The organism is Cupriavidus laharis, assembly GCF_914271435.1.
In the GTDB taxonomy this organism is placed as follows: domain Bacteria; phylum Pseudomonadota; class Gammaproteobacteria; order Burkholderiales; family Burkholderiaceae; genus Cupriavidus; species Cupriavidus laharis.
Genome location: NZ_CAJZAI010000002.1, coordinates 530,064 through 542,151 on the forward strand (window position 1 = coordinate 530,064; position 12,088 = coordinate 542,151).

Consider the following 12,088-nt stretch of genomic DNA (forward strand, 5'->3'; position numbering starts at 1 on the left):
GGACTGGCAAGGGAGAACACGATGTTCAAGCACTTCCTGGTTCCCACAGACGGTTCTCCCCGTGCCGACGCGATGATTGCGCGCGCCGTAACCTTTGCCGGACGCCTCGGCGCCCGCGTCACCGGGTTGCATGTGATTCCCCAGTACCACCTGATGACCTACCGGCTGACCAGCCTGCAGGACACCCGGGAGACGTTCGCCGCGGAGGCAGCGCGCCACGCGGACGAGTTCCTGGCCGCCCTGAGCCGTGCCGCCACGCAGGCTGGCGTGCCATGCGACACGGTCACCGCCACGGACGACCACCCGTGGCAGGCCATCGTGCAGACGGCGCAGCAGCGAGATTGCGACCTGATCGTGATGTCATCGCACGGGCGGCGCGGCCTGCAGGCCATGCTGATCGGCAGCGAGACACACAAGGTCCTGACGCACAGCGCGATTCCCGTGCTGGTATTCCACTAGGGTTCCCACACGGGGCCTGGCAAGCGGGCGACAGCCCATCCATTGACCTTCACCACCAGACCAAGGAGTTCGATTATGGCGATTCGAATTGGCGAAGAAGCTCCTGACTTCACCGCCGAGACCACGCAAGGCACGATCCACTTCCACGAGTGGATCGGCAACGGCTGGGCCATCCTGTTCTCGCACCCGAAGGACTTCACGCCCGTCTGCACGACCGAACTCGGCTACATGGCCGGTCTCAAGCCGGAATTCGACAAGCGGAACACCAAGATCATCGGCCTGAGCATCGACCCGGTCGGCGACCATTCTCGCTGGGCCCAGGACATCGAGGAAACGCAGGGCCATGCGGTCAACTATCCGATGATCGGCGACGCCGACCTGAAGGTGGCGAAGCTCTACGACATGATCCACCCCGAAGCGAGCGGCGGCCCGCGCACGGCGGTGGACAACGCGACCATCCGATCGGTGTTCTGGATCGGTCCGGACAAGAAGATCAAGGCCATGCTCGCGTATCCGATGAGCGCCGGCCGCAATTTCGACGAAGTCCTGCGGCTGCTGGACTCGCTGCAGCTCAACGCGAAGCATGCCGTGGCAACGCCGGTCAACTGGAAGCCGGGCGACGACGTGATCATCCCGACCTCGGTCTCGGACGAAGACGCCAGGAAGAAGTATCCGGACGGCTTCAAGACGCTGAAGCCCTACCTCCGGGTGGTAGCCCAGCCAAAGTAGGAAGAAGGCAGCCTGCAGGGCCGGAGATTCCGGTGCCGCCTCATCCGTTGGTATGGGACGGACGGGACACCGGAAAAACTATCCACAGGAACAGTGGATATCCGGCCTATTGACAACCGCACAAGGCGCGCCGGCATTGGAAAAGGCTGGCTTGCCTAATTTGTAGGCAGCCGGCCACCATGGGGAAATGGTTGCGCCGGCGGCCGTTCTGTGCCTGATGCGATACAACGTGGCCGCGATCAGTGCACCAGCACATCGCGGAGGGTGTCAGCCAGTTCCTTGGCGACGAACTTCGCAACGTAGGCATTGGCGCCGACCTTGCGCACATGCTCCTCGCTGGCCTCGCCGGAAAGCGACGAATGAATCACTACCGGCAGCGATTTGAGGCGGCTGTCCGCCTTGATCTTGCGGGTCAGGGTAAAGCCGTCCATCTCCGGCATTTCCAGGTCGGTGAGCACCAGCGCCACCTCGTCATGGATCGAGCGGCCATTGCTGGCCGCTTCGGTCGCCATGCGGTCGAGCAAGTCCCAGGCTTCCTTGCCGGACTTGGTCATCACCACCGGCGCGCCGAGCGCCTTCAGGCTCTGTTCGATCAGCCCGCGCGCAAGCGCCGAGTCGTCGGCGGCAATCACCTTGGTGCCCGGCGGCAGCGTGAGTTGCGGCCCGACGGCATCCGGCACCACGTCGGGCTGGCGCGACGGCAGCACGTCGCGCAGGATCTGCTCGACATCCAGCACCTGCACCAGGCGCGCCTGGTCGGTCCCGGCATCAAGCTTGGCGATGCTGGTCACATGGCCGGTCTGCACGCTGGCCTCGGCCGAATGCACCTGGTTCCACTCGAGGCGCACGATCTCCTCGACCGCCTCCACCGCAAACCCTTGCGTTGAACGGGCGTATTCGGTCACCAGCAGGATGCCCAGGCCGTTGGCAGGCTTGCAGCCCACCAGGCGCGGCAGGTCGATCACAGGAATCACCTGGCCACGGATGTCGGCCATGCCCAGGATCGACGGGTCGGCCCCGACCACCGTGGTGACCGGCGGCATCACCAGGATTTCGCGGACCTTGAAGACATTGATGCCGAACAGCTCGGACTGGCCTGATTGTTCGGCGTCGCCCAGCCGGAACAACAGCAGTTCGAACTGGTTGTTGTTGGTCAGGTTGGTGCGTTCGTCGATGTCCCTCATCGAACTGCTCATGTGATGCTCCCCTTGCATGCCGACTGGCCAGTTGATTTGCCGCTGCGGTTTGTGCGTTCTGCGGCCTGGCGGCAGGCGGACAGCAGACGTTCGATGTCTGGATATCGGCAGCCGGGATCGGGGATTAAGGCGCTATTAAAGCGCTATTAAGGCGCCCCCCGCGCCAGATCAAGGCGCGGGGAGGCATGACGCGGCGGTTCAGCCGCCGGCGAGCGCCTGCAGGATGTGGATTTCGTCATCGTCGTGCAGCGGGGCATCGAGCCGCATCAGCTGCACGCGATTGACGAAGACGCGGATATAGGGCCGGAGCTTGTCCTGCTCGTCGACGATGCGAAAGCGCATGCCGGGGAACTGCCGGTCCAGGTCCTCGAGCATCTGGCCGATGCTGCTGCCATGCGCTTCCACCACCGGCTGCTGGCCGGTGTAGGAAAGCAGCGGCGAGGCAATATGCACACGCATTGCGGTTACCCCGCCAGGTCAGACCGGCCGCGCGGACTGCACCGCGTAGATATGCGGCAAGTGGCTGACAATGCACTGCCAGTGCCCGCCTTCATCGGTGCTGGCCCAGATCTCGCCGCCGGTGGTGCCGAAGTAGACGCCCACGGGTGCCTGCGCATCCGCCGTCATGGCCTGGCGCTTGACCGTGAGCCAGGCCTGCCCGGCCGGCAGGCCGCGGTCCTGCCGCTGCCAGGTTTCGCCGGCATCGCGCGTGACATAGACCGCGGGCTTGCCGCCGGGGCTCACGCGCGGCCAGACGTCGCTGCCATCCATCGGGAATACCCACACGGTGCGCGGATCGCGCTGGTGCGCGACGATGGGAAAGCCGATGTCCCCGACATCGCGCGGCATGGCATCGCCGATGCGCTTCCAGGTCCCCTCGCGCCGGTCCATGCGATAGATGCCGCAGTGATTCTGCTGGTACAGGATGTCGGGGGCGGCAGGATGCTGCACCACGCAGTGCGGGTCATGGCCGTATTCGACGTCGGGGTCCGGCAGGAAATCGGCGGCACAGCCCCGGTTCAGGGGCTTCCAGTCCGCGCCGGCATCGGTACTTTCAAACACGCCACCGCTCGACATGCCGATGTACAGGTGCCTGGGGTCGCGCGGATCGACCAGGATCGAATGCAGCTTGGGGCCGTCCGGCGTGCCGTCCTGTTCGCCGCCGGTCCAGCTGCGCCGCATCGGATGGTCGTTGAAGCCGGCCACGGGCTCCCAGCTTGCGCCATGGTCGGTACTGCGGAACAGGCCCTGCGGGGACGTGCCGGCATACCACGTGCCGGATTCTGTCGCGTGTCCGGGTGTCAGCCAGAAGACGTGGTCGACCACGCGACCCGTCTCGCCTTCGGCCGCCTTGGCAAAGGCCGGCGGGCGCGTGGCTTCGGTCCAGTTCTGGCCGCCATCGGTGGAACGGAATACGGTCGGGCCCAGGTGGCCGGTGCGTGCGGCCATCAGCATGCGCCGAGGCTCGCGCGGATCCTGCACGATGTGGTGGATGGTATGTCCCAGGAACACCGGCCCCCGCAGTGCCCAGGCGCACCGCGCCGCGTCGCTGGTCAGGAACCAGGCGCCCTTGATTGTAGCGACCAGCAGCATCGTCGGGCCGGAGTCCGGGGGCGGCATCGGGTGGGTTTCAGTATGCGGCGCCGTGGTAGCAGTCATCATGGCTCCTGCGGAACTGCCCCGTTGCGGGGCACATGCTTCGGAGTCTAGTACATGTAGACAGTGTTCACAATTGCAATCTTGTGACTGAATTTGACTGCCCACCAGCGCGCAGTCTCGCGCCGGTCTTCACGGTTAGACGCCGTAGACGGCGGATCTCAGCATGATGGTTGGACATTCCACGCAGAATGTGGCATAAGACCTGTTGCCCGGCAGCGCCCCGCCATGCCGGCCCATCCCACATATCTGCTGATGCTCCACCCGCTCCGCGCTGCCACCGTCTCGCTTCGCCATGCCATGCATGGCGCGGCCGCGTGCGCGCCGGAAGCGGCCACCGGCATCGGCCTGCCGGCGACCCCGGCCCATCGTGCCGTGCTTTTCCTGGCCGTGCGGGCAGCTCGGCGGACCTCCATCCCGACCTGAGCTTTCCCGCACGGCACTTTGCATGCGGCTGCCCTGTTGGCTGCCGCAAACCATTGTGCATCCAGGAGAAAGCCATGCCATCGATCTACCGCCGCACCCTTTGCGCCATGGCGGCGCTCGTCATCCTGTACCTCGCCCTCAACGCCTGAGCGGAGTACGCCATGATCATGACCTTTGCATTGCGCCACCCGGCGCGGGTACTGGCACGCGCACTGGAACTGCGCATCGATGTCAGCCACAGCCATGCCGAAGTGGAAGACGAGCTGGGGGCGCTGCATGACCGCATACGCCGCCCCGGCGACCGGCTGCATGCGATGCCGGACCTGCCCAGCGGGCTGCCGGGGCTGCGCCTTCGCTACCGCGAGGCCGACGGCGAGATTTTCGTGTATGTGGAAGATGTGGCCAGCGGCCGGCTGGCCGGCTATACGGTGTTCAACCGGCTGATCGAGGTTGGTCGCCGTACCGACCCATGGGTGCGTTCGCCCCATACGAAGTTTGCGCCGGCTTACCAGCGCCGCGGCCTGGCGTCGGGCCTCTACCGCTGGGCGCTGGATGGCGGACTATGCCTGCTGAGCGGCGCCCGGCAGTCTGCGGGCGCGCATGCGCTATGGCAATCGCTGGGCAGCCGCTACACGCTCGGCTATGTCGACCTGCGCTACAAGACGCTCACCTATCTCGGCGAACAGGTCAGCGCAGCTGTGATGGATGACCTGCACACCCGCATGGTGCTGCTGGGGCATGGCTGGACGCTGGAACGCTTCAAGGAAGCGACGGGGATGTATTGAGTCCGCTGCGGGCGGCGTGCAGACCGGGTCAGCGCCGGTTCACAGCCAGGTGATGGGCGCCGCCTCACGGGCATTCCGAAGATGCAGCGACCAGCCGCGCGCAAAGTAGCCGCGCACGCGCGCAACCAGCGAACGGCCGCTGCCCATGCGGGCGTACAAGGCAACATCGCGGGACAGGTCGGTGGAAGCGGCAGCCGGACGGCGACTCGGCGACTGGCGATAGCGCGTATCAGCAAGCACTTGCATAAGAAGATTCAGGGTAGACAGGAAGTCAATAAAAAGCGCGTCCGGCCGCACTTGCATCATGGAGGCAGGACTCGCACCGCCGGACTCAAGGGTTATCCCTAGTATATAGAAGTCGCCCGCAAGACATCCGGGTCAATCCCTATAGGCCCTATTCGTATCAACTGATAATGGCAGCGCGCCTCTGGCCCGCCACAGCGCCGCCGATCCGCACAAAGGCGGCAATGCATCACATTCACTATTCCCTTCCAGGCATACCGCGCATTTTGTCGGGGTTATGACGAGTCGCCGCGCGTAGCCTAGCCTTCAGCCTTGCCCAGATCACGCCCATGCAGAAGGCGACAGACAGCAGGCACACCGATAAAACCGGCCGGGCAGCGAGCATTGCCACGGCCGATACTTAGAACCACGTGAGACAAAGCCTGTCCACGGCCCTTCCGCCGGCCGCGGCAGCGCCCTGCAAGGAGACAGATCATCATGATCGAACAGCCCTATCCGTCAGTGACGGAAGTCGATTCCGCGCGCCCCGAAGTCAAGAACAAGCTCGACGCCTATTTCCAGATCACTGCACGCGGCAGCACGCAGCGGCAGGAACTGGTAGCGGGCGTGACCACCTTCATGGCCATGGTCTACGCGGTCTTTGTCGTGCCGGGCATGCTCGGCAAGGCCGGCTTCGACACCAGCGCGGTGTTCGTAGCGGTGTGCCTCACCACGGCATTCGGCTCGCTGCTGATGGGCGTATGGGCCAAGCTGCCGATCGCCATCGGCTGCGCCATTTCGCTGACCGCCTTCATGGCCTTTGGCCTGGTGCTGGGGCAAGGGCTGTCGCCGGCCGTGGCGCTTGGCGCGGTATTCCTGATGGGCGTGGTGTTCACCGCGATCTCCGTCACCGGCGTGCGCTCCTGGATCCTGCGCAACCTGCCGGCCGGCGTCGCGCACGGTGCCGGGATCGGCATCGGCCTGTTCCTGTTGCTGATCGCGTCCAACGAAGTGGGCCTGGTAGTCAAGAACAGCGGCGCCGGGCTGCCCGTCACGCTGGGCAAGATCACCGCCTTCCCGGTGGTGATGTCGGTGCTGGGGCTGGCCGCCATCTTCGGCCTGGAGCGGCGCCGCGTGCCGGGCGGCATCCTGCTGGTGATCGTCGCCATCTCGTTGCTGGGACTGATCTTCGACCCGGCCGTGAAGTTCACCGGCGTCTTCGCGCTGCCGTCGCTGAGCGCGCCCGGCCACCAGTCGCTGATCGGCGCCATGGACATCCGCGGTGCGCTGTCCGCCGCCGTGCTGCCAAGCGTGCTGGCGCTGGTGATGACCGCCGTGTTCGACGCCACCGGCACGATCCGCGCCGTGGCGGGCCAGGCCGGCCAGCTCGACGCCAGCGGGCACATCCGCAACGGCGGCCGTGCGCTCACCGCGGACTCGGTCAGCTCGATCGTCTCCGCCATGTTCGGCGGCGCCCCGGCCGCGGCTTATATCGAGTCGACCGTCGGCGTGGCCGCCGGCGCCAAGACGGGCCTGACCGCCGTCGTGGTCGGCCTGCTGTTCCTGGCCGTGATGTTCTTCTCGCCGCTGGCGGCCCTGGTGCCGTCGTATGCCACCGCGCCGGCGCTGATGTACGTGGGCCTGCTGATGCTGTCGAGCGTCTCGCGCCTGCATATGGATGATCTGGTCGATGCGCTGGCGGGCCTGGTCTGCGCGGTGTTCATCGTGCTGACCTGCAATATCGTCACTGGCATCATGCTCGGCTTCTGCACGCTGGTGGTCGGCCGCATCATCGCGGGCGAATGGCGCAAGCTCAATGTCGGCACCGTGGCCATTGCCATTGCGCTGGCCGCGTTCTATGCCGGAGGCTGGGCCATCTGAAACAGACGCTTCAATCGGGCGACCGCTGCCCATGGCGCGGTTGTCCGGAGTGAATTCAACAATGTCTCCTCCATCGCCACAACGGTGGATTTACGCCCCGGGATTCCTGCTTTCCCGGGGCATTTTTTTTATTGTGCGCCGGCACATCCTGGGATATTGCCCCGCTTCGCGCTTGGGGCCCGCCATTGCCAGCATATCGACACCTCGTTGAATGCGCGTGCGATACCGATGCCGCCGCGGTCGACTGGCAAGAATTCGATGCGCCCGGAATGTCCTGACCGCCGTCTGTGCGGACGACGGCTGCACCAGCGAATGCAGAGCGAAACCCAATAACGACTGCGAAGACATAACGAATCTCCACGCAGACCGCTTGCCTGGCAGGAATGCATATACGCATGCGTGACCGGAAAACAATTCTGTCCATCCGGATCCAAATCCCTTCTTTGCCTTTGGCAATTGCCAAAGCCCCAAAACACAGCAATGGCATTGACCCACCAGCCCCTTATTTTCGGCAATCGCACAGTCTGTAACAATAGCCCCGTGCAATTTGCGTTATATTTCGTAAAATTTCTTTGTACCCACCGCAGCATGACAATGTCACATCCGCATGAAGTTCCAGTACCATGCAGCGGCCAATTGCAGAAAAAGGGGAATATAGATGGCGACATACAAACAACTTCTCGCAGAAAAAGAAGCGCTCGAAGCCAAGCTCAATGAAGTCAGGGCGACGGAAGTGGCCGGCGTGATTGACCAGATCCGCTCGCTGATGGCCGAATACGGCCTGACCGCAGACGACATCGCCCCGCGCCGCGGCCGTGGCCGCCCGGCCGGTTCGGGCACCAAGAAGGAGCACGCCCCGCTGCCGGCGAAATACATGGATCCCAAGACGGGCAAGACGTGGTCGGGCCGTGGCCGCGCCCCGGCATGGCTGGGCAAGCGCCCGGAACGTTTCCTGATCGAGTCGTAATTCCCTGCGGCCGCCCTGTCAGGGGCCGGCCCGTCCGGGCGTCGTCAGGACGCCTGGCAGACGTATTCCTTCTTCAGCGCGCGAAAGCCCTGCTGCGTCGGTTCGACGAGGGGCCGGGCGCCGCCTGACGGCAACGGGCGCAGGCGCAGCACCTGGGCCGAGCACTGGCTCGCGGTCTCGTCCCGCTTGTAGCGGATTTCATACTGCGCGCCCGCCTCGGGCACGAACGACACGCCCGCCGCGCAACGCAGTTCCGGCAGGGGCGGCGCGGCCGTCGAACTCACGCCCACATAGATCCGCCTGCCCGCCTCCACCTGGCGCTCACGCGTGCGCGAGGGCGGCTCCGGCGAACTCCCGGCCATTTCGAGCCCACGGTCCTTGCCGATCGCCGAAAGCTGCTTCCCAGTTCCGGCCAGCACCAGTGGGCGGGCCGGGACCGGGCATTTGGCGGGGTCCACCACCGTGAAGGTGGTGTTGTCATCGGTATCGGTCATCAGCCGTACGCTGGCCACCGGCGCGCCGGACGGCACGCGGTACTGCGCCACGCAGCCGGCCGCCATGGCGGCGGCAGCCAGCATCGTCAGGATCGGTACTGCCGTCGGCCCGGGATTTTGCATGGTGTGTGGAAGGAAGGAAATGCATGCCGGGTCGCCGAATGGCAAGCGAACAAGCCGGGGCAGACTGTCCAGCATACCCCCAAGGCGGGCGGTGCGTCGATGGTGGAAACCCACGTTGAAAATCCGGCAAGGATATCCACAGAATCTGTGGATATCCTCGCGCGTCTCTCCCGAAACGCCCAGTCTGTGCGCCAACGCACCGGACCGCCCATTTTTTAGGCACCCGGTTGCACTGCGGTGCAACATGTCATGCCGGGGCACGCCCATGGCGGGTTCTCGCCCAAGTGCTCGGCCAGGAAATCCGCGAACGGCATTACACCGCGTAAATGCCCGATTCGGCCACCGGACAATCGGCCAGGAGTGGGAGACGGCCCCTTGCCTCACCCCGCCTTCCCATCGATCCGCGGCCGCGCCAGCCGCGGCGCGTAGACCACCGCGTAGACCACGAACCCGGCTACCCAGCACGCCGCCGCGCCGTAGATCCAATGCAGGTACCCGGCCGGCCACAGCAGCGGCCCGATGACACGCAGCACAGCGGCCACTGCCACCAGCCAGTAGGCCGCAGTTTCCGCGCGCCCCGCCGCCAGCATCCGTCCGGTATGTCCCAGCGCCGTGCGCGTGACCATCGCGATGATGGCGCCGCCCAGCACGCCGACCGTGAACGCATGCGTGGCAACGCCGGGCATCACCAGCCCCAGCGCGGCAGCCGCCTGCAGCACGAAGGCCAGCGGCAGCCAGCCGTAGGCCAGGTGCAGCGACCAAAGCAGCGGCCGGTTGCCCACCGCATAGCCGCGCCAGCCCGCCACGCGGATGCCGAGCACCACGGCGGCCAGCAACGACAGCACGGCTGCAAGCCAGCCCGGCAACGGTGCGAGACCGGCCAGCAGGCCCAGCACCGCGGCCGGCACAACCGCGCGGTCGACCTTCGGGTACTGGCGCAGCCGGAAACCGGGGACCGCATTAGTGGTGAACATCGGGATCACGCGCCCGCCGATCACGATCACGAACAGCGTGATCAGCGCGACGCCGGCCTGGCAGGCACGCAGCGCCCCATCGGCGTGGCCCGTGGCCTGCAGCGAGAGGCTCGACACATTGGCCAGCGCCAGCAGCCACAGCGCGAACGCCAGCGGATAGTTGCGGCGGTTGCCGGCCCTGACCAGCGTGCGCGTAAACGCGAGCGCGGCCAGCGGCAGGAACGCTCCGTCGATCCACGCAGCCGGCGCGCCGGCGCCGAACCACATTGCGCCCCGTCCGGCCAGCCACAGCACGAACAGGCAGGCCAGCAGCACGCCGGTTGGCGTGGGTTGCCCCGTCCACGCGCGCCCGGCCGTGAACAGGAAGCCCACCACGATGGCTGCGGCAAAGCCGAACACCATCTCATGGGCATGCCACAGCATCGGCGGCAAGGCACCAGGCTGCACCGCGCCAACCACGCCGCCGAACATGGCGGCCCATATGGCCACGGCGATCGCCGCGAAGACCGCGCCGCCCAGGTAGAAGGGCCGGAAACCGAGCGCAAACAGCGCAAAACCACGGGGTGGCGGACCGGCTTCGGGCGACTTGCGCGGACCGCGTGCGGGCAGGATAGGGATGGTTTCCATGATGGGCGCGTGCGAAAAGTTTGATCCTTGTCACGGGTTGGTACCGTGTCCAGGCGGGCTGTTGTGACGATAACACCCTGATGCCGCCGCCGTCCTCCGCCGATGGAACTAGCTCCTCCAGCAGGTTCCGTGGCGTGGCGGCCTGTGCTCCCGGCGAATGGTCAGCCGTAGCGGCCGTGCCTACTCTGGCGTCAACCGTCAAAGTTGACACAGGAGTATGGCCATGGCCACCCCAACCCGCCCGGCACGCATGCCGGACCCTGTCCCTCCCGGGGCATGGACGACGCTGACATCGAGCACCTTCGCCTTCACGATCTGCTTCGCCGTCTGGATGCTGTTTGCCGTCCTCGGCATCCCGCTCAAGAAAGAACTCGGGCTCAATGAAACCGAGTTCGGCCTGCTGGCCGCCACGCCGGTGCTGAGCGGCTCGCTCATCCGCGTGCCGCTGGGCATCTGGACCGACCGCTACGGCGGGCGCGTCGTCTTCTTCGTGCTGATGCTGGCCACGGTCATTCCGATCTGGCTGATCTCGTATGCGCACACCCTGTGGCAACTGCTGGTACTGGGTCTGTTCGTCGGCCTGGCCGGCGGCTCGTTCTCGGTAGGCACGCCGTACGTGGCGCGCTGGTTCCCGCGTTCGCGCCAGGGGCTGGCCATGGGCATCTTCGGCGCCGGCAACTCCGGTGCCGCGCTGACCAAGTTCGTCGCGCCCGCGCTGATCCTGGCTGCCGGCACCTGGGAAATCGTCCCGCGCGTGTATTCCGTGGCCATGCTGGTCACGGCCATCGTGTTCTGGGTGTTCTCGCGCAGCAACCCCGCCCACCGGGTGTCGTCCAGCGTCGGCTGGCGCGAACAGCTCGCCGTGATGCGCGACCCGCGCGTGTGGCGCTATTCGCAGTACTACTCGGTGGTGTTCGGCGGCTATGTCGGCCTGTCGCTGTGGATGACCAAGTACTACATCGGCGAATACGGCTTCGACATGAAGGTGGCCGCTTTCCTGGCCGCATGCTTCTCACTGCCGGGCGGCGTGCTGCGCGCGATCGGCGGCTGGATCTCCGATCGCTACGGCGCGCAGCGCACCACGTGGTGGGTGATGTGGGTGAGCTGGGTCGGCTTCTTCCTGCTGAGCTACCCGCAGACCGACTTCGTGATCCACACCACCACGGGTCCGCAGAGCTTCCGCATCGCGCTGACGCCAGCAGTGTTCACGTTCCTGCTGTTCGTGGTCGGCATCGCCTTCGCCATCGGCAAGGCCTCGGTCTTCAAGTTCATCTCGAACGATTTCACGCACAACATCGGCGCAGTCTCCGGCGTGGTGGGCCTGGCTGGCGGGCTGGGCGGCTTCGTGCTGCCGATCCTGTTCGGCGCGCTGGCCGACCTCACGGGCGTGCGCAGCAGCTGCTTCATGCTGATGTACGGCACGGTGTGCGTGAGCCTGGTCTGGATGCACTACAGCCACCGCGCCGAACGCCGGCGCAAGGAACAAGCCGTCGGCCTCACGCAGACTGCCTGACGCCCTCCCCGATACCCCATTCAACTCAAGCACACT

The 12,088-nt window shown here is 65.8% G+C and carries 13 protein-coding genes; 7 read left to right on the plus strand and 6 right to left on the minus strand.

From position 1 onward, the window contains the following. The first annotated feature begins 21 nt into the window (after positions 1-21). Both LDO29_RS06215 and LDO29_RS06220 read left to right on the plus strand, forming a co-directional pair. Complete coding sequence (locus LDO29_RS06215; protein ID WP_224078903.1) at positions 22-459, plus strand: universal stress protein; 438 nt, start codon at positions 22-24, stop codon at positions 457-459. Between the two features lie 75 nt (positions 460-534). Next, positions 535-1,188 (plus strand): peroxiredoxin, encoded by a 654-nt coding sequence (locus tag LDO29_RS06220; protein WP_224078904.1) that lies wholly within the window; start codon positions 535-537, stop codon positions 1,186-1,188. A gap of 239 nt (positions 1,189-1,427) precedes the next feature. Here LDO29_RS06220 and LDO29_RS06225 read toward each other — a convergent pair whose 3' ends face one another. The 3 genes from LDO29_RS06225 to LDO29_RS06235 all read right to left on the minus strand — a co-directional run bounded on the left by LDO29_RS06225 (position 1,428) and on the right by LDO29_RS06235 (position 4,046). Then, positions 1,428-2,384 carry a chemotaxis protein gene (locus tag LDO29_RS06225; RefSeq protein WP_224078905.1) on the minus strand — a complete coding sequence of 319 codons (957 nt, stop codon included), beginning with the start codon at positions 2,382-2,384 and terminating at the stop codon, positions 1,428-1,430. Positions 2,385-2,582: 198 nt separating this feature from the next. Next, positions 2,583-2,843 carry a MoaD/ThiS family protein gene (locus LDO29_RS06230; RefSeq protein ID WP_224078906.1) on the minus strand — a complete coding sequence of 87 codons (261 nt, stop codon included), beginning with the start codon at positions 2,841-2,843 and terminating at the stop codon, positions 2,583-2,585. Between the two features lie 18 nt (positions 2,844-2,861). After that, on the minus strand, positions 2,862-4,046 hold the full coding sequence (locus tag LDO29_RS06235; RefSeq protein WP_224078907.1) for a beta propeller repeat protein: 1,185 nt from the start codon (positions 4,044-4,046) through the stop codon (positions 2,862-2,864). Positions 4,047-4,295: 249 nt separating this feature from the next. Between LDO29_RS06235 and LDO29_RS06240 the strand changes: the two genes are divergently transcribed. Both LDO29_RS06240 and LDO29_RS06245 read left to right on the plus strand, forming a co-directional pair. Further along, on the plus strand, positions 4,296-4,466 hold the full coding sequence (locus tag LDO29_RS06240; protein ID WP_224078908.1) for a hypothetical protein: 171 nt from the start codon (positions 4,296-4,298) through the stop codon (positions 4,464-4,466). A gap of 161 nt (positions 4,467-4,627) precedes the next feature. Continuing rightward, positions 4,628-5,251, plus strand: coding sequence for an N-acetyltransferase (locus tag LDO29_RS06245; RefSeq protein WP_224078909.1), 624 nt, complete (start codon positions 4,628-4,630; stop codon positions 5,249-5,251). 39 nt (positions 5,252-5,290) lie between these two features. On the opposite strand, the gene LDO29_RS06250 is transcribed toward LDO29_RS06245, so the two are convergent. Beyond that, on the minus strand, positions 5,291-5,497 hold the full coding sequence (locus LDO29_RS06250; RefSeq protein ID WP_224078910.1) for a hypothetical protein: 207 nt from the start codon (positions 5,495-5,497) through the stop codon (positions 5,291-5,293). Between the two features lie 474 nt (positions 5,498-5,971). Between LDO29_RS06250 and LDO29_RS06255 the strand changes: the two genes are divergently transcribed. After that, positions 5,972-7,354: an NCS2 family permease gene (locus LDO29_RS06255; RefSeq protein WP_224078911.1), complete on the plus strand. Its 1,383-nt coding sequence runs from the start codon at positions 5,972-5,974 to the stop codon at positions 7,352-7,354. A 658-nt stretch (positions 7,355-8,012) separates the two neighbouring features. After that, a complete protein-coding gene (locus LDO29_RS06260) occupies positions 8,013-8,321 on the plus strand; it encodes an H-NS histone family protein (protein ID WP_224078912.1) in 309 nt (102 codons plus the stop codon). A 44-nt stretch (positions 8,322-8,365) separates the two neighbouring features. Here the strand turns inward: LDO29_RS06260 and LDO29_RS06265 are convergent, their stop codons facing one another. Both LDO29_RS06265 and LDO29_RS06270 read right to left on the minus strand, forming a co-directional pair. Next, a complete protein-coding gene (locus tag LDO29_RS06265; protein ID WP_224078913.1) occupies positions 8,366-8,938 on the minus strand; it encodes a hypothetical protein in 573 nt (190 codons plus the stop codon). A 380-nt stretch (positions 8,939-9,318) separates the two neighbouring features. Then, positions 9,319-10,539 carry an NnrS family protein gene (locus tag LDO29_RS06270; protein WP_224078914.1) on the minus strand — a complete coding sequence of 407 codons (1,221 nt, stop codon included), beginning with the start codon at positions 10,537-10,539 and terminating at the stop codon, positions 9,319-9,321. 223 nt (positions 10,540-10,762) lie between these two features. On the opposite strand from LDO29_RS06270, the gene LDO29_RS06275 reads away from it, so the two are divergent. After that, entirely contained in the window at positions 10,763-12,052 is a 1,290-nt protein-coding gene (locus tag LDO29_RS06275) for an MFS transporter (RefSeq protein ID WP_396022634.1), read from the plus strand. The last annotated feature ends 36 nt before the right edge of the window (positions 12,053-12,088 follow it).